Below are 16,049 nucleotides of genomic sequence, written 5' to 3' on the forward strand. Positions count from 1 at the left end.
AGTCAGTTAATGCACCCGTTTAAACGTCATTAAGTTTGTAAATAGGATTTTCAAGTCTGAACAGACAGGGATAAATGCTCGGCTACACCGCAGATCAACTTGTGATGGCTTAGTGCTGAAGTTGCTCAGCCAGCAGGCGGCTGGATTCAACTAAGCGATATAAAAAGCCCGTGCTATCTGTGGTGTTCAACGGTTTTCGCCAGCGCAGCATCACATCGGCAAGCTGGCGGAAAGCGTGGCTGGAATCGGCATCCGGAAAAGCATCCAGCACGGTGCGGCCCAGACGGGATGCACGTTTTAGTTTTTCGTCTTCAGGCACATAGCCGATCAGCTTCATTTGTACCGCATCGCCTAAGTACTGTCTGGCTACGCTTTTCAGGCGATTAAAAATCAAGCCCGCTTCGGTAATGGTATCGACGCGATTAACCAGAATCCGGAAATCTCGTCTTGCATATTCGGTGCCGAGTAGTTTGATGGTGGCATAGGCGTCAGTGAGCGATTCGGCGCTATTGGATACAATCACCATCACATCGTCGGCGGCAAGGCTGAGGCAGGGCACGCCATGGCTGGCGGACGGGCGGGTGTCGAGCAGTAAAAATTCGGCGTACTGGGTGAGCTGCTCGAATTCGGCAGACAGCCATGTCAGCTCACGCTCATTCAGGCTGCTTAAAACGCTTGCCCGGGCGCTGATGGGCAGGATAGAAAAGCCCGCTTCCGTCGTCAGCAGCGTATTTGCCAAGGTTACCTCTCGGCGCAGTACATGATCTAGCTCGTGTTTTTGCTCCAGTCGCATGCGGTGGGCGGCATTGCCTGAGCCGGTAAACTCATCTAATAAAATGACTTCCCGATTGCGTTCGGCCAGTGCTGCGGCCAAATTAATCGCCAGAGTTGTGGTGCCACTGCCGCCGCGACCGCCATTCAGGCTGATACTGCGGCAAGGCGTGGGGGCAATCATGGCTCGCAGGCCTGCCGCCTGATCTGACCAAAGGCTAGCCACGGGAATGGCTCGCATAGTTCATGCTGAAATCAAGCGGGCTATCCATGGTGCCGCCCTGTGCGCCCATAAATAAGGGGAACTCATCAGGTTTCAGGGTAAAGGCGCTATTTTGTGATTCACCCCGAAAGGCACGATCAACCAGGTAGGAGACATTGGCGCGGTGCAGATCTTCTGGCACACGCTGGCCATTGGTTAAAAAGTGCAGGCGCAATTTATGCCGGATGGCGACATCAAGGCAGCCACCTAAATTCATGGTTTCATCAAGCTTAGTCAGAATGCAGCCGGCTAAATGGGTATTGCGATAGCGGCGTGCCACGTCATCCAGCGTGCCGGTTTGGGCATTGGCGGCGAGCAGCAGCAGGGTGGAGACATTGTCTTCGTCAAATAAGGCCAGTTGCTCGCTGATTCGCTGATCACGCTGCCCCATCCCCACGGTATCGATCAGCACTAAATGCTTTTCGCTCAGATCCGCTAGGGTAAATTGCAAATCGGTTTCGTCTTTGACTTCGTGCACCGGCACACCGATGATGCGGCCGTAAATTCGCAGCTGATCGTGCGCACCAATCCGGTAGCTGTCGGTGGTGAGTAGGGCTACTGAATCAGGCCCGTGCAAGAGTGCGCAGCGCGCAGCCAGCTTGGCTACGGTGGTGGTTTTTCCCACTCCCGTCGGGCCGATCAGGGCGTAAACTCCACCACGGTTGATCAGATCGTCATCCGTAGTGGCTGCGGCCAGATTATGCGTAAGCGCAGCTTTAACCCAGCGCATGCCTTGATCTAGAGTCATTTGAGCAGGCATTTTTTCGACAAGCTGGCGTGAAAGCGCAGGACAAAATCCGGCGGATAAAAGCTGTCGCAATGCTTCAAGTTTTTCAGGCGCATGGCGCGATAATTCGCCCCATGCCATGCCCGCCAGCTGGCTTTCAAGTAAGCCGCGCAAAAGGCGGATTTCCCGCGCAATACCATCCATCGCTTCTTTGTCAGCCGGGCTTTGTGCGGGCGGTGCTTCATCGTCTTCAAAGCTGAAAGTGGGTAAAGCACGCTCTGGCACAGGGCGACGTGGTGGTGGCGCACTTGGTCTTGGCGCAGGGCGGCTTGCTCTGGGCTGCTGGTATTCTGGATTACTGTCGAGCGGTATGGGGGCTGCTACAGGCTCTGGCTGGCGTGGTGCAGCAGCAGGGCGGTTGCTGCGTAAAACCATGGGCTCGTCGTGCATTATATGGTCGGTGCCGGGCTCTTCATCGTCATCGTCTGGGATGGCGTAGGAGCGGGCGAGGGCTTTACTGATGGGGGCTGCAGCCTGAGCGCTTTGCAACAGTTTGGCCCCATTTTGTGCGCCACGGCTATTTTGCTGTGACGCAGGGCGTGGCTGTACGGCAACGTTATTCGTCAGGGCGGCCACATCGGCATCTGCGACGGCCATGATCTCTATGCCGCCGCCAGACACCTGGCGATTGGACAGGATCAGCGCATCCGGGCCAAGTTCATCACGAACCTGACGCAGCGCGTCACGCGTAGTCGCTCCGTAGAACTTTTTTACGACCATATCCAGTTGCCGTCTGAAAACAAAAGATTATCCTCATGCAAGCTATTGTGCATAAAAGTGCAGTTTAGCGATGTGTATTTTAGTATGTTTTGTCAGTTTACTCTTAAGCATACTTGGCTCAATGAGGTATTTATCCTTAAATCTGTTTTGTGCTTTGTTTTTTGTATTTAATTTGCACCTAACATACCCACAATTCGAATGGTTTTGCTGTCTGGAATCTCGGTATGCGCAATCACGCGTAATCCAGGAATAGAGCGGCGCAAAAAGCGGCTTAGCATGGGGCGTAGCTGAGCGGGCGCAATCAGCACGGTGCTCAGACCTTGCTGCTCTAATTGCTCAGATAATTCAGAGGCTTGCTTGAGCACCCGCTCTGCTAAGCCTGGCTCTAAGCCTCCCTGCGAATTACCAGAAACGGCCGAGAGCAGAATGTTTTCGAGCTGTGGCTCCAGCGTCACAACTTGCAGCTCGTTCTCACCAGGGAAAAGCTGATGAACAATGGCTCGGCCTAGCGCGACACGTACTGCTGCCGTTAGTTCGTCAATATTTTGGGTGCGGGTAATATGCTCAGCCAGTGTTTCCAGAATGCTGCGCATATCACGGATATGCATGCCTTCTTCAAGTAAGTTTTGCAGAACTTTTTGCAAAGTGCCTACAGGAATAATTTTAGGCACCAGGTCTTCCAGTAGCTTGGGTGCTTCTTTGCCAAAATGTTCAAGCAATTGCTGGACTTCTTCGCGGCCTAAAAGTTCGGCTGAATGGCTTTGTAAAATATTCGAAATATGGGTGGCCACTACGGTAGAGGCGTCCACCACGGTATAGCCAAAGGCCTGTGCCTGATCGCGCAAATTGGCATCAATCCAGACGGCTGGCAGGCCAAAAGTAGGATCCTGCGTAGGTGTGCCGGGCAGCTGGCCAATGGCGTTGCCCGGGTTGATCGCCAGCCACTGGCTAGCAAAGGCTTCACCCGTACCCACATCCACTCCCTTGAGCTGGATGCGGTATTGATTGGGTTTGAGCTCTAAATTATCGCGAATATGCACAGAGGGCACTAAAAAGCCCAGCTCTTGCGCGATTTTTTTGCGGATGCCACGAATACGGCGGAGTAATTCGCCATCCTGATTCCGATCGACCAAGGGGATCAGCCGGTAGCCCACTTCCAACCCTACCGGATCAACAGGCTGTACATCGTTCCAGCTGACTTCCTGCAGTGGTGCTGCAGCGGCCGGAGCGCCCCCTGCAGCCGCAGGTCCTCCTGCGGCACCCCTTTCTGCTGCTGCAGTTTGCAGTGCGCTGGTTTTATTGCGCTGATCCAGCTGCCATGCAATACCGCCTAAGATGGACGCCATCAGCAAAAAAGCCGTATGGGGCATGCCTGGGATAATGCCCAAGACGCCTAGTACACCCGAAGTGACATACATAACCTGTGGCTGAGAAAACATCTGCCCCAGAATTTGTTCTGATAAATCCTCGCCGTCGCCTACTCGAGAAACCACAATACCGGCAGCTACAGAGATAATCAGTGAGGGGATCTGTGCGACTAAGCCATCACCAATGGTCAGCAGAGTATAGGTTTTGCCCGCTTCTGCAAAAGGCAGATCGTGCTGCGCCATACCGACGATCAAGCCGCCAATGATATTGATGACCATTACCATAATCCCGGCGACGGCATCACCCCTGACAAACTTGGATGCACCATCCATAGAGCCGAAAAAATTAGCTTCCTGCGAGATTTCTGAGCGGCGGCGTCTGGCTTCTTCTTCGCCTATCATGCCAGCGTTTAAATCGGCATCAATTGCCATTTGCTTACCAGGCATCGCATCTAGGGTAAAGCGTGCGGATACCTCGGCAATTCGTCCGGCACCTTTGGTAATGACCACAAAATTAATAATGGTCAGAATAATAAAACCAACAACGCCTACGGTTAAGTTATCGCCAATCAGTACGTGGCCGAAAGCTTCAATTACCTTACCTGCTGCATCTGCACCATTGTGCCCTTCAGTCAGCACCAGCTTGGTTGAGGCGACATTTAAAGACAGCCTAAGCAGGGTGGTAAATAACAAAATGGTTGGAAAACTGGAAAACTCGAGCGGCTTACGGGTGTAAAGTGCCACCATCAGCACAATGATGGAAATCGCAATATTGAAGGTAAAGAAAAAATCGAGCACAAGCGCGGGCAGCGGCAGAACCATCATGCCGAGCACCATAAGCACCAGCGCAGGGCCGGCTAATTTGCTGTAATTAAAAGTACGCCACATGGGGCATTAAGCTCTGGGTAAATTAAGTAGAATCATATTTTGCGTTTTTGCGCTGCTGTTTGAGTGCGGCGTTTTATGCTTCACTACCGGGATCTAATTCGCTGGGCACAGGAAGTTCATCGGCCAGATTGGGCTCATCGCCACCATAATTTTGCCAGTGTTTCAGCTGGTAGATATAAGCCAGCACTTCGGCTGCCGCAGTATACAGTGCAGCGGGGATCTCGGCCCCGAGTTCAGCGTGATGATAAAGCGCACGGGCAAAAGGCGGAGTGCGGATCACGGCCACTTTATGCTCTTTGCCTAGCTCGATAATTCGCTCTGCAAGTAAAAATGCCCCTTTGGCGACTACTTTGGGCGCACGCATGGCTTCGGTATATTGCAAGGCAACGGCGTAGTGGGTTGGATTGGTGACAATCACATTGGCTTTTGGAATCTCACTCATCATCCGCTTTCTGGCTGCTTCGTGTTGCAACTGACGAATCTTGCCTTTTACTTCCGCCGAGCCTTCGGCATCTTTACCTTCTTGCTTGAGCTCTTCCTTGGTCATGCGCAAGCCTTTGTAATAATCCCAAAGCTGATAGGGGGCGTCAATTGCGGCCACAATAGCCAGCGAGCTGACGACCAGTAAAAGCGTGTGCTGCACCATGTCCCACATATAAGGCAGGCCAGCATCGAGTGGCATAGTGATCAGCTGCAAAAATTGTGCTCTTTCGTCCCACAGTACCCAGGCGGCTACGCCACCAATGAGGCTGGATTTAAGAATGGTTTTAACCATATTCACAATGCTTTTCAGCGTGAACATTCGTCCTAAGCCGCCGATAGGGTCCATTCTGGCAAAATTAGGTGCTAAAGCATCGATGGTAAATAACCAGCCACCTACTAAAACAGGCGTAATGATGGCAATGAGTGCGCAGGGCAAAATAATGGGCAGGCAGGCCATCAGTGCTTTGTGGCTTGAGCTCATAAAATGCAGGAGCATCTGATTAGGATCCGCAATGGTGGCGCGGTTAAAAGTCAGCTCTGTAATAAAAATCATTTTTAAAGTTTGCAACAGCTCTGGTCCCAGCTTGATGAGCGCAATAATGCCGACCATTAAAATGGAAAAAGTGGCCAGTTCTTGCGATCTGGGTACTTGCCCTTTATTTCGCGCCTCTTCAAGGCGCTTGCTGGAGGCGGGCTCCGTGCGTTCTGCGTCTGAATCTTCAGCCATTTTTTCTCCTTAAAGCGCGATAGATGCCTGCTTTATATGCAGATAAATGCTGATCTGAACCCCGCTGGACCTGAGTTTAGCATAGCGATTTAATTGGGCTGGCACTGCAATTGCTTAAGTCTTGATTAACTTTATTGGGGAGCCAGGTCATGGCGAGCAATCTCACCGTTACAGCCAGTGCACAAGCGAGTCGTTCAACAGAATCACGTTCCTCTGTTTCTATGGGGGCGGATACGGCTGCTCAACCATTTGCCAAAGTGCTGGAGCGTGAAGTTAATACCCGCCAGGAAGGCCAGTCAGCAGATTCGGGCGAGAAAAAAACAGTGCATGAAGAAAGCCATTCCCCGGCCGAAGAGCAACAGGCGGCTGCGAATGCCCAGCTGCTTCCTCCTTGGTTAGCCATGCTGCAGGCTCAGGCCGTAGCGCAAAATGCGCCCTTGGCCGAGCTGCCTGAGGCAAATGTCAAAACGGATGGAGCGGAGCTGGATTTAACTGCCCTAGGCAAGGGCTTACTTGCTCAGGGTGATACAAAAGAAGGTGCTGGTCTGGCAGATACGGCTGAGACGGGGTTAAATCCACTTACTTCCTTAAGCACGGGGACAGAGGCGGCAAAACTTGCCTCTTTGCGGCAAAAAAACGCCGGAGCTGGCGGTGAATTGACTGCGCCTCTGGAAGAGTTTTCCGCTCTGCTTAATAGTGCTAAAGACAATACCGCACTTCCAAAAATAGACGCAGCCCCTCATATTGCATTTCGCACACCAGTGGCCGAAGCAAAACCTGCCGTGCCGCAACACACAGTAGCGGAGCCTGTGGGCAGCTCGCGCTGGGGTGATGCGGTTGCGCAGAGGGTATCCATGATGTTGCAGGATCAGCATCAGCAAATTGATATGCAACTCAATCCGCCGCATTTGGGGCCGATGGAAGTGCGGCTTACGATGTCAGGCGAGCAGGCGAGTGTGGTTTTTAGCTCGCAACACGCATCGGTGCGGGAGGCTTTAGCGGCAGCAACCCCAAGATTAACCATGCTGCTTGCTGACCAGGGTATTCAGCTGAGCAATGTACAAGTTGCTTCTGATTCCTTAAATCAGCATACACAGCAGCAACAGGCACAACAGCAAGCTCAGCAGCAGGCAAATAGTCAGTATATGGGGCAGCAGCGCCAGCCCGGATCGCAGCAGTTTGCCAAAGATTTGCCTGGCGTATATGCAGATGGGCAAACGCGGGTGATGATGGATGTTGCTCTGCCTGTGGCACGCAGTGGTTTAAATCTCTATGTTTAATTTGGAGCGGGTCTTGTTGTGTTACGACAAGACTCGCTGCTTACTACCTGTTTGTTAATGCTTTTTAAGCTATAATCAGCTCACTTAATTCCAAAGCCCGCGCCCCTCGCTTTTAATTGGGGCGCTTTGTTCTGGTCTGAATACTTCTTTTTTATAAAATATTTCAATCCATTCAAGGTGATGTGATGTCCGATGCCAAAGTGGAAGCTGCGCCTAAAGCGAAGAAAAATATTCTTTTGTTCGCCGTAATCGGCTTATTAGTTGTGTTATTAATCATTGTGGGCGGTGTTGCTGCCTTTTTGCTTACTAAAAGCAGTGATCCTGCTGCGGATGAAGTGGCTGCAGAAGCCACCGCAAAAGATGAAGTTAAAAAGAAAAAGAAAGATCATAAAAAGAAAGAAGAGCATGCTGCTGTTTTTGAAAAACTGCCGCAATTTACGGTTAATTTGCACTCAGAAGATGGCGATGGCATTTTACAGACCGATATTTCTTTAGAGTTAGGCGATGCGCATTTGGCCGAAAAAATAAAAGCAATGTCGCCTAAGATTCAGGGCCAGATTAATAAGCTATTACGCAGTAAGACGATTGCCGAAGTGAAAGCACCAGATGGTACGGATAAGCTGGCAAAAGAAATTCGTGAAATTGTAAATAAGATTTTGGGTGCTGAAAGTGAAGATGAAGGTGTTCTTTCAGTTAATTTCACTTCATTTATCGTGCAGTAAGCATAAAGACTGCGCCTGTTTCAATTGATTGCCGGAACAGGCGCTGTGGTTTTTTTAAGATTATATTTAATTAACCGGTAATTCAGTTTATCCGGACTAAGGATTATGGCAGACGATATCCTTTCTCAGGAAGAGGTCGACGCGCTACTGCGCGGTGTGACCGGAGAAGAAGATTCTTCCGACGAAGAGGTCGATGCTTCTGCTGTCCGTGATTATGATATTGGCCGTCAGGAACGTATCGTTCGCGGGCGGATGCCCACGCTTGAAATTCTGAATGAGCGTTTTGCACGTAATTTGCGGGTGGCCTTATTTAACTTTATGCGCCGCAACGCTGAAATCTCGGTTGGCCCCGTCCGGGTGCAAAAGTACAGCGAATTCATTCGCAATCTGGTGGTTCCTACCAATTTAAATTTAATTCAAATGAAGCCGCTGCGCGGAACGGGTTTGTTTATTTTTGACCCCGATTTCGTTTTTCTGGTGGTAGATAATTTATTTGGTTCTGATGGCCGTTACCATGTGCGGGTTGAGGGGCGCGATTTTACTGCGACTGAACAGCGAATTATTCAGCGGCTCTTAGAAGTGGTTTTTGAAGAGTACGAAAAAGCATGGCAGCCTGTTTTCCCCTGCGAATTTGTTTATGTTCGCTCGGAAATGAATACACAGTTTGCTAATATTGCGACCCCAACTGAAGTTGTGGTGGCCTACACCTTTAAAATTGAACTGGGTGCCGGGGGAGGTGATTTTCACATCTGCTTCCCCTATTCGATGATTGAGCCGATTCGGGATGTGCTTTATAGCACGATGCAAGCAGACCGGATTGAAGTCGATAACCGCTGGACCACGCTGATGCAAAAGCAAATTCAGCATGCTGAAGTCGATTTGGTTGCTACCTTAGGGAATGCCAAGGTCACTTTAGGTGAAATTCTGGAATTGCAGCTGGGCGATATTATTTCTTTAGAAATCCCAGAGGCCATTATTGCGGCTGTGGATAACGTGCCTGTACTTGAGTGCAAGTATGGCACTTTGAATGGGCAGTACGCCTTAAGAGTCAGCAAAGTACTTGGCTCTGCCGAAGCATTAACCGGCACCGAGACAGAAAGTGAAGGAGAGACTGACAATGGCTGATGAAGATGAAATGGCAATGGACGATTGGGCCGCTGCCTTAGCCGAGCAGGAAGTGGCTGATGCCGCTGCCGCAGAAAAACCGGATGTACAAGCCGCTGATATTTTTCAGCGCTTTGATGCCAGTACGCCGCTGAGTAATGCACCAAGCAATATCGATATGATTCTGGATATCCCTGTTTCCTTAACGGTGGAACTGGGGCGCACTAAAATTGCAATTCGCAGCCTTTTGCAATTAGCACAGGGCTCGGTTGTTGAGCTCGATGGTATGGCCGGTGAGCCGATGGATGTGCTGGTCAATGGCTGTTTAATTGCTCAGGGTGAAGTGGTGGTGGTGAATGATAAATTTGGTATACGTCTCACCGATATTATTACGCCGGCAGAACGTATCCGCCGCTTGCATAAGTAGTTTGAGAGTGTCATTTTTTCTGCGTTTTTTCGCTTTGGCTTGCTTGCCCTTATGGGCTAGGGCCAATGTATCCTCCCCCGCCGCCGCCCCTTCTTCAAGCCTGATGTCTATTGCTCAGGTTACGCTGGCATTGGCTTTTGTCATTGGCCTGATTTTGTTGAGTGCCTGGCTGGTGCGGCGTTTGTCTTTGCTGCCCATGAGCAATGCACAAACGCTGAGAGTAGTGAGTGGCGTTATGGTGGGCAGCAAGGAGCGGGTTGTGGTGGTTGAAGTCGAAGGGCGCTGGCTGGTGCTGGGTGTAACTGCCAGTGCAGTGAATTTGCTGCACACCTTGGATGCACCTGAGCAAACAGAGCCCGTGCCACTTACTTCGCCCTTTGCAGCCAGACTGGCCACAATACTACAAAGGAAAACGTCTTGAAGCGCTTGATGATTGTGGTGATGGGGCTATTGTTTGCCGGAGCGGTGTTTGCAGCAGATCCGGGCATTCCCTTTATGACGGCAAATGCGCAAACGGGCGGAACTCAATATAGTTTACCTATCCAGACTTTATTATTTTTAACCGCTCTGGGGTTTTTACCCGCGCTGTTATTAATGATGACGGCATTTACCCGCATTGTGATTGTATTGTCTTTATTGCGCCAGGCTTTAGGCACCATGCAGGCCCCGCCTAATCAGGTTATTGTGGGAATGTCTTTATTTCTTACCTTTTTTGTGATGTCGCCTGTTTTTGATAAAATTTATCAGGTGGCTTATCAGCCTTATGCCGAGCAGAAAATAGGTTTTAATCAGGCGGTTGAAAAAGGGGTGGTGCCGTTAAAAGACTTTATGCTGAAACAAACTCGGCAAAAAGATTTAGCATTTTTTATTGATATTTCCGGAGCGCAAAAACCCAATGGCCCGGAAGATGTGAGTCTAAGAACCTTAGTCCCTGCTTTTGTAACCAGTGAGCTTAAAACAGCATTTCAAATTGGCTTTATTGTTTTTATCCCCTTTATTATTATCGATTTTGTGGTGGCCAGTATTTTAATGGCCATGGGGATGATGATGGTTTCGCCGGTAATTATTTCTTTACCCTTCAAATTAATGTTATTTGTATTAGTGGATGGCTGGGCTTTACTGATGGGATCCTTAGTACAAAGCTTTTATGTTGCAGGGTAGCAAATGACGCCTGAAACCGTTGTAACGGTAATTCAAAGAGCCATGGAAGTGATGGTGCTGCTGGGTGGGCCTCTGCTGCTGACTGCGCTGGTGGTGGGCCTTGTGGTGAGTATTTTTCAGGCAGCAACACAGATTAATGAAGCATCGCTTTCTTTTATTCCCAAGCTGCTGATTACCTTTTTAGTGTTTATTTTAATCGGTCCTTGGATGATTGAAACCGCTATGGATTACACGATCCGTTTATTTCAAAGTATTCCGCAGTTGATTGGCTGATGAACGATATTTGGACAGTCAGCCAGGTACAGATTGATCTGTGGCTGGCTATTTTCTGGTGGCCATTTTGCCGCATCTTTGGCTTTTTATTAGCCGACCCTTTTTATTCCAGTAAAGCAATCAGTGTTAAAGTACGTGTCTGCGTTGCTATCTTTATTTCTTTGATTATTGCCCCTGTTTTACCGGTAATGCCCCAGGTGCCTGTAGTGTCGCCAGCTGGTATTCTGATTGTGATTAATCAGCTGCTGATTGGTATTGCAATTGGCTATATCGTGCGGATTATTTTTTCTGCCATGGAAATGGCCGGGCATTTAGCGGGTTTGCAAATGGGTTTAGGTTTTGCTTCGTTTTATGATCCGTTACATGCGACGAGTGTACCAATTGTTGCGCAGTTTTTGAGCTTAATGACCATTCTGGTCTTTCTGGCATTAAATGGCCATTTAATGGTTTTACATACTTTGCTCGATAGTTTTACCAGCTTGCCTGTCAGGGCAGAACCCATCTCAGGTTTAGGTTTTAAATTGCTGGTTGATTATGGTGCGCTGATTTTTCGTGCAGGGGTTTTGCTTTCCTTGCCGGTGATTGGTTCTTTATTGGTAACCAATCTGGCGGTTGGGATCATGACCCGCGCCGCGCCGCAGCTGAATGTGTTTGCGGTGGGCTTTCCGCTGATGATGGGGATTGGTCTTCTTGCGATGTACTTATCTATGCCCTATATGCCTGCACATATTGAGATGATGCTGAGCGACGGTTCAAAATTTGCTGCCAGAATGATGGCCGCTTTTGCCGGGAAGTAAGGGCTGGTCAGAGAGCTTAAGTTTTTGCCTATCAGCAGTGTAGATTTTTACAATAATTCCCGAGCACTTTACTCGGGTATTCTCAGTGTTATAATCTGACTCATCAGAATCTTTTGGAGCTATACCCCATGACCATGGCGATTGCCGACGTGCAAAACACGGTGGATACCCGCAATATTGCGATCAATAAAGTGGGCATTAAGTCCATTCGTCACCCAGTTAAAGTAGCGGATCGTACCGATGGCGTGCAGCACACTATCGCCATGTTTGATATGTATGTGTTTTTGCCTAAGCAATTCAAAGGCACGCATATGTCGCGCTTTGTGGAGATCCTGAACAGCCACGAGAAAGAAATCTCGGTGGATTCTTTTGAAACGATTCTGCGCGAAATGTGCGATCGTTTAGAAGCAGAATCCGGTTATCTGGAAATGCGTTTCCCGTATTTTATCAATAAAACAGCGCCAGTTTCGGGTGTACAAAGCCTGATGGATTACGACATCACTCTGGTTGGCGAGTTAAAAAATGGCGTGTTTGAGCAAAAGCTTAAAGTACTCGCACCCGTGACCAGCCTTTGCCCTTGTTCGAAGAAAATCTCCGCTTATGGCGCGCATAACCAGCGCTCACACGTTACCGTAACGGCAACGCTGGCTCAGAGCATCTGGATTGAGGAAATCGTGACCCTGATCGAGCAGGAAGCTTCTTCAGAGTTATGGGGTTTACTCAAGCGCCCGGATGAGAAATTTGTGACTGAGCGTGCTTATGATAATCCGAAGTTTGTAGAAGATATGGTGCGTGATGTGGCGGCTCGTGTGCATGCAGACCCTCGGGTAAGCGCCTATGTGGTTGAATCAGAAAACTTTGAGTCGATTCATAATCACTCCGCTTACGCGCTGATTGAGCACGATAAACGCGAAGCGTAATTTTAAGCTGAATTTGGTGCATGTTTCGGCCACACTTTTTCTGTATTTTGCTTTCAGTATTTGTTAAAACAAGTAAGTCTGGTATTTTGCTAACTACAGATGGCTTCGCAGTAGTGAGGCTTTGTATATGTGATTGCAAAAGCTTTTTTTGTGTCAGCAGACCTTCAGGTTGTAGTTTGGGGCATTTTTTTGTTGTGCCTGAATAAGTAAGCAAATGTCGCTGCATAAACAAGGCACCTACTTAATTACTAGGAAAACGTGATGTCAGCAAAAATGACAGGTACTGTAAAGTTTTTTAATAGCGAAAAAGGTTTTGGTTTTATTTCTCCTGAAGACGGCAGCAAAGATGTATTTGTGCATTTTTCTGCTATTCAGTCGACTAGCTTTAAAACCTTGGACGAAGGGCAGCGGGTTGAGTTTACTGTTGAGCAAGGGCAGAAAGGCCCCTCAGCGGCAAACGTAGTGGCTTTGTAAGAGCGTAGTCTGGTTTATGGCTCAGCCAGACTTAAGCATGATGAGCAGCGAAGCTATTACTTTTTTAGACAGATTCAGATACAAGCAAAGCCTCGGAAACGAGGCTTTTTTTTGATTGGATGCACTATGTATATTATTTTGATTGGCTATTTATACGTGGTGATGATGTTTTCTATCGTGATGGGCAGCATCGCCAAAGGTTTGGTTGTTTTCTTTATCTTTGGCTTCATGCCCACCGTGATTCTTATCTGGCTTAAACGTGGTAAGCAAATTGTGAAAGAGCGTAAGCGGGAAGAAGAGGAAGACGTTTAAGGCGTATAAAATTCGTTATTTTCTTGCCTAATGCTCGGCACAGGACTCGTTTATAAATAGAAAAAACCAGAGCCATCAGGCTCTGGTGTTGGCTAACTCAAAAAACTAGCAAGGGCATTTGCTGATCTTCCCTGCCCCCGGAAAGCGCGCCTCAAGGCAATATTGATAAAACTCTTTGCGCGTTTTAGCGGGTAATTCCGGGTGGTGGGCCTGCATATGTGCCAGATAATTTTCGTAATCATGCACGCCTACCATCAGACGGCAGGTTTGCACCACCTTATAAGCATTGCTTCTGAAGGCGGAGCCGGGTTTTAGAAACTTAAGCATGACTTGCCTCGCTGACTAATGGCCCGCCAATTTCATGCACTGAGGTATTTTTATTACTCAGTGCTTTGCGGATTTGAATAATGGCCGCCACCAGCATGGTCATGGCCACCAGCATAAAGAAGGCGCAAAGGGCCGTGTTGATTTGATTGTTAAATACTATCCTTTCCATGTCTGCAATGCTCTTGGCCGGAGCAAGCAGAGTGCCGTCGGCAATGGCGGTATTAAAGCGTTTTGCTTGTGCCAAAAAACCGATCTTAGGGTTTTCATGGAAAATCTTTTGCCAGCCAGCCGTCATAGACGTGATAAATAGCCATACCGTTGGCAGAATGGTGACCCAGGCATAGCGCTGTTTTTTCATCTTAAAGATGACCACCGTACCAAGCAGCAGTGCCATGGTGGCGAGCATCTGGTTGCCAATCCCAAACAAGGGCCACAGCGTATTGATCCCACCCAGCGGATCAGTCACACCTTGATAAACAAAGAAACCCCAGCCAGAAACCGCCACAGCCGTACCGATTAAATTGCCAACCCATGATTGGCTTTTTGCTAAGGCTGGAATAAATACACCCACGGTGTCCTGCACCATAAAGCGGCAAGCGCGCGTGCCCGCATCGACGGCAGTTAGAATAAATAGCGCTTCAAACAAGATGGCAAAGTGGTACCAAAAGCCCATCATGGCCGTGCTGCCCGTAATAGTGCTGATGATATGCGCCATACCAACGGCAAAGGTTGGGGCACCACCAGCACGGGATAGAATCGAATGCTCACCCACATCTTTAGCAATTTGTGTCAGATAGTCTGGCGTAATGACAAACCCCCAACCATTTATCACTTGCGATGCGCTTTCTACCGTGCTGCCAATCAGTGCTGCAGGGGAATTCATTGCGAAATACACGCCTGGCTCAAGCACGGATGCACAAATCAGCGCCATCAGGGCCACAAACGATTCCATCAGCATCGAGCCATAGCCAATTATGCGGATATGACTTTCTTTCTCGATCAGCTTAGGTGTGGTGCCGGATGCTACTAAGGCGTGAAAGCCCGAGATTGCACCACAAGCAATGGTGATAAACAGAAATGGGAACAGGCTGCCGGCAAAAACCGGGCCGCTGCCATCAATAAAACGGCTGACGGCAGGCATTTTTAATTCTGGAGCGGCAAATACAATCCCCACGGCTAGGCCCGCAATCACACCAATTTTTAAGAAAGTAGACAGGTAATCACGAGGCGCTAAGAGTAGCCACACCGGCAATACTGAGGCAATAAAGCCGTAAATAATCAGAGCCCAAGTCAGCTCCGTGCCACGCATGGTAAAGTGCGGAGCCCATTCTGGATTGGCTGCGATATCGCCACCAAATACAATTGCCGCCATCATCAGCACAAAGCCAATTAGGGAGATCTCACCAATATGGCCCGGGCGCAGATAGCGCATATAAACGCCCATAAACAGCGCAATAGGAATGGTTGCGGCAATTGAGAACACGCCCCAAGGGCTTTCAGCCAGCGCCTTAACAACGACTAAAGCCAGTGCTGATAAGATGATAATCATCACGCCCAGCGCACCCAGCATCACAATCACACCAGCAAATGCACCTAACTCCTGCTTGGCCATTTCGCCTAAGGAGCGCCCGTCGCGGCGGGTAGAAATAAATAACACTAAAAAATCCTGCACCGCTCCTGCCAGCATCACGCCGACCAGAATCCAGATGGTGCCGGGTAGAAAGCCCATTTGTGCCGCCAGAATTGGCCCAACCAAGGGGCCTGCACCGGCAATGGCTGCAAAGTGATGGCCAAATAACACCCATTTATTGGTGGGTACATAATCTAGGCCATCATTGCGGCGTTGGGCTGGAGTAGGGCGGTTATCATCGAGCTCGAAGATTTTTTCGGCGATAAACTTGGAATAAAAGCGGTAAGCAATGCTGTAGCAGGAGATGGCGGCTAAAACCAGCCAGACTGCGTTGACATGCTCTCCCCGGCTGAGCGCCAGCATAGCAAAGGAGAATGCGCCACCCAGAGCTACCAGCAGCCAGACCCCCCATTTTTTGAAATGATTCATCATCGTCCCTTGATTACTGTTTTTTTTGAATAACTTACGGTGTAGCCCATGATGAAACGATGCCGTTGATCGTCCCATAGGTGCTTTCCCTAGTGGTCAGTTAAAAAGGGGATCTATGTAGGAATCTGATGAAATTTTGTTTCAAACAGTCGTGAGCAAGGCGATAAAGCATCGCATCTTGCATTGGA

The 16,049-nt window shown here is 49.1% G+C and carries 17 protein-coding genes; 11 read left to right on the forward strand and 6 right to left on the reverse strand.

The window, feature by feature from the left end; all coding sequences use genetic code 11:
* Positions 1–109 precede the first annotated feature (109 nt).
* The 4 genes from DYD62_RS20770 to flhB form a co-directional block, all read right to left on the reverse strand.
* Complete coding sequence (locus DYD62_RS20770; RefSeq protein ID WP_115229794.1) at positions 110–1,012, reverse strand: MinD/ParA family ATP-binding protein; 903 nt, start codon at positions 1,010–1,012, stop codon at positions 110–112.
* Complete coding sequence (gene flhF, locus DYD62_RS20775) at positions 990–2,540, reverse strand: flagellar biosynthesis GTPase FlhF (protein ID WP_115229797.1); 1,551 nt, start codon at positions 2,538–2,540, stop codon at positions 990–992. Before flhF ends, DYD62_RS20770 begins: the two co-directional genes overlap by 23 nt.
* A 167-nt stretch (positions 2,541–2,707) precedes the next feature.
* A complete protein-coding gene (flhA, locus tag DYD62_RS20780; protein WP_115229799.1) occupies positions 2,708–4,795 on the reverse strand; it encodes a flagellar biosynthesis protein FlhA in 2,088 nt (695 codons plus the stop codon).
* Between the two features lie 73 nt (positions 4,796–4,868).
* Positions 4,869–6,005: a flagellar biosynthesis protein FlhB gene (gene flhB / locus DYD62_RS20785; RefSeq protein ID WP_115229801.1), complete on the reverse strand. Its 1,137-nt coding sequence runs from the start codon at positions 6,003–6,005 to the stop codon at positions 4,869–4,871.
* Positions 6,006–6,154: 149 nt separating this feature from the next.
* Between flhB and DYD62_RS20790 the strand changes: the two genes are divergently transcribed.
* From DYD62_RS20790 to DYD62_RS20840, 11 genes are all read left to right on the forward strand, one after another.
* Positions 6,155–7,285 (forward strand): flagellar hook-length control protein FliK, encoded by a 1,131-nt coding sequence (locus DYD62_RS20790; protein WP_115229804.1) that lies wholly within the window; start codon positions 6,155–6,157, stop codon positions 7,283–7,285.
* A 185-nt stretch (positions 7,286–7,470) separates the two neighbouring features.
* Positions 7,471–8,007, forward strand: coding sequence for a flagellar basal body-associated FliL family protein (locus tag DYD62_RS20795; RefSeq protein ID WP_115229806.1), 537 nt, complete (start codon positions 7,471–7,473; stop codon positions 8,005–8,007).
* A gap of 105 nt (positions 8,008–8,112) precedes the next feature.
* Positions 8,113–9,132 carry a flagellar motor switch protein FliM gene (fliM, locus tag DYD62_RS20800; RefSeq protein ID WP_115229808.1) on the forward strand — a complete coding sequence of 340 codons (1,020 nt, stop codon included), beginning with the start codon at positions 8,113–8,115 and terminating at the stop codon, positions 9,130–9,132.
* Positions 9,125–9,538, forward strand: coding sequence for a flagellar motor switch protein FliN (fliN, locus tag DYD62_RS20805; protein ID WP_099398819.1), 414 nt, complete (start codon positions 9,125–9,127; stop codon positions 9,536–9,538). Before fliM ends, fliN begins: the two co-directional genes overlap by 8 nt.
* A gap of 7 nt (positions 9,539–9,545) precedes the next feature.
* Positions 9,546–9,959, forward strand: a complete 414-nt coding sequence (fliO, locus tag DYD62_RS20810; protein ID WP_165928663.1) for a flagellar biosynthetic protein FliO — start codon at positions 9,546–9,548, stop codon at positions 9,957–9,959.
* Entirely contained in the window at positions 9,956–10,699 is a 744-nt protein-coding gene (fliP, locus tag DYD62_RS20815) for a flagellar type III secretion system pore protein FliP (RefSeq protein ID WP_115229813.1), read from the forward strand. Before fliO ends, fliP begins: the two co-directional genes overlap by 4 nt.
* A gap of 3 nt (positions 10,700–10,702) precedes the next feature.
* Complete coding sequence (gene fliQ / locus DYD62_RS20820) at positions 10,703–10,972, forward strand: flagellar biosynthesis protein FliQ (RefSeq protein WP_099398820.1); 270 nt, start codon at positions 10,703–10,705, stop codon at positions 10,970–10,972.
* The gene (gene fliR / locus DYD62_RS20825) at positions 10,972–11,769 is read left to right on the forward strand and encodes a flagellar biosynthetic protein FliR (RefSeq protein WP_115229815.1); all 798 of its coding nucleotides are present in this window, start codon (positions 10,972–10,974) and stop codon (positions 11,767–11,769) included. The genes fliQ and fliR overlap by 1 nt, the downstream gene beginning before the upstream one ends.
* Positions 11,770–11,897: 128 nt before the next feature.
* Positions 11,898–12,689, forward strand: a complete 792-nt coding sequence (folE2, locus tag DYD62_RS20830; protein ID WP_115229818.1) for a GTP cyclohydrolase FolE2 — start codon at positions 11,898–11,900, stop codon at positions 12,687–12,689.
* Between the two features lie 261 nt (positions 12,690–12,950).
* Positions 12,951–13,163: a transcription antiterminator/RNA stability regulator CspE gene (cspE, locus tag DYD62_RS20835; RefSeq protein WP_115229820.1), complete on the forward strand. Its 213-nt coding sequence runs from the start codon at positions 12,951–12,953 to the stop codon at positions 13,161–13,163.
* 78 nt (positions 13,164–13,241) lie between these two features.
* Positions 13,242–13,475, forward strand: coding sequence for a hypothetical protein (locus DYD62_RS20840; protein ID WP_479686909.1), 234 nt, complete (start codon positions 13,242–13,244; stop codon positions 13,473–13,475).
* Positions 13,476–13,580: 105 nt separating this feature from the next.
* Here the strand turns inward: DYD62_RS20840 and DYD62_RS20845 are convergent, their stop codons facing one another.
* Together DYD62_RS20845 and DYD62_RS20850 are read right to left on the reverse strand one after the other, a co-directional pair.
* The gene (locus tag DYD62_RS20845) at positions 13,581–13,802 is read right to left on the reverse strand and encodes a YbdD/YjiX family protein (RefSeq protein WP_099398687.1); all 222 of its coding nucleotides are present in this window, start codon (positions 13,800–13,802) and stop codon (positions 13,581–13,583) included.
* On the reverse strand, positions 13,795–15,861 hold the full coding sequence (locus DYD62_RS20850) for a carbon starvation CstA family protein (protein WP_115229825.1): 2,067 nt from the start codon (positions 15,859–15,861) through the stop codon (positions 13,795–13,797). The genes DYD62_RS20845 and DYD62_RS20850 overlap by 8 nt, the downstream gene beginning before the upstream one ends.
* Positions 15,862–16,049: the final 188 nt, after the last annotated feature.

Source organism: Iodobacter fluviatilis (assembly GCF_900451195.1).
GTDB lineage: Bacteria > Pseudomonadota > Gammaproteobacteria > Burkholderiales > Chitinibacteraceae > Iodobacter > Iodobacter fluviatilis.

Excerpts from the sequence above, each read along its gene's own strand:
- fliR (WP_115229815.1), top strand. The coding sequence starts at position 10,972 with ATGAACGATATTTGGACAGTCAGCCAGGTACAGATTGATCTGTGGCTG.
- DYD62_RS20850 (WP_115229825.1), bottom strand. The coding sequence starts at position 15,861 with ATGAATCATTTCAAAAAATGGGGGGTCTGGCTGCTGGTAGCTCTGGGT.
- flhA (WP_115229799.1), bottom strand. The coding sequence starts at position 4,795 with ATGTGGCGTACTTTTAATTACAGCAAATTAGCCGGCCCTGCGCTGGTG.
- fliQ (WP_099398820.1), top strand. The coding sequence starts at position 10,703 with ATGACGCCTGAAACCGTTGTAACGGTAATTCAAAGAGCCATGGAAGTG.
- fliM (WP_115229808.1), top strand. The coding sequence starts at position 8,113 with ATGGCAGACGATATCCTTTCTCAGGAAGAGGTCGACGCGCTACTGCGC.
- DYD62_RS20790 (WP_115229804.1), top strand. The coding sequence starts at position 6,155 with ATGGCGAGCAATCTCACCGTTACAGCCAGTGCACAAGCGAGTCGTTCA.
- flhB (WP_115229801.1), bottom strand. The coding sequence starts at position 6,005 with ATGGCTGAAGATTCAGACGCAGAACGCACGGAGCCCGCCTCCAGCAAG.
- flhF (WP_115229797.1), bottom strand. The coding sequence starts at position 2,540 with ATGGTCGTAAAAAAGTTCTACGGAGCGACTACGCGTGACGCGCTGCGT.
- DYD62_RS20795 (WP_115229806.1), top strand. The coding sequence starts at position 7,471 with ATGTCCGATGCCAAAGTGGAAGCTGCGCCTAAAGCGAAGAAAAATATT.
- DYD62_RS20845 (WP_099398687.1), bottom strand. The coding sequence starts at position 13,802 with ATGCTTAAGTTTCTAAAACCCGGCTCCGCCTTCAGAAGCAATGCTTAT.
- fliN (WP_099398819.1), top strand. The coding sequence starts at position 9,125 with ATGGCTGATGAAGATGAAATGGCAATGGACGATTGGGCCGCTGCCTTA.
- folE2 (WP_115229818.1), top strand. The coding sequence starts at position 11,898 with ATGACCATGGCGATTGCCGACGTGCAAAACACGGTGGATACCCGCAAT.
- cspE (WP_115229820.1), top strand. The coding sequence starts at position 12,951 with ATGTCAGCAAAAATGACAGGTACTGTAAAGTTTTTTAATAGCGAAAAA.
- DYD62_RS20770 (WP_115229794.1), bottom strand. The coding sequence starts at position 1,012 with ATGCGAGCCATTCCCGTGGCTAGCCTTTGGTCAGATCAGGCGGCAGGC.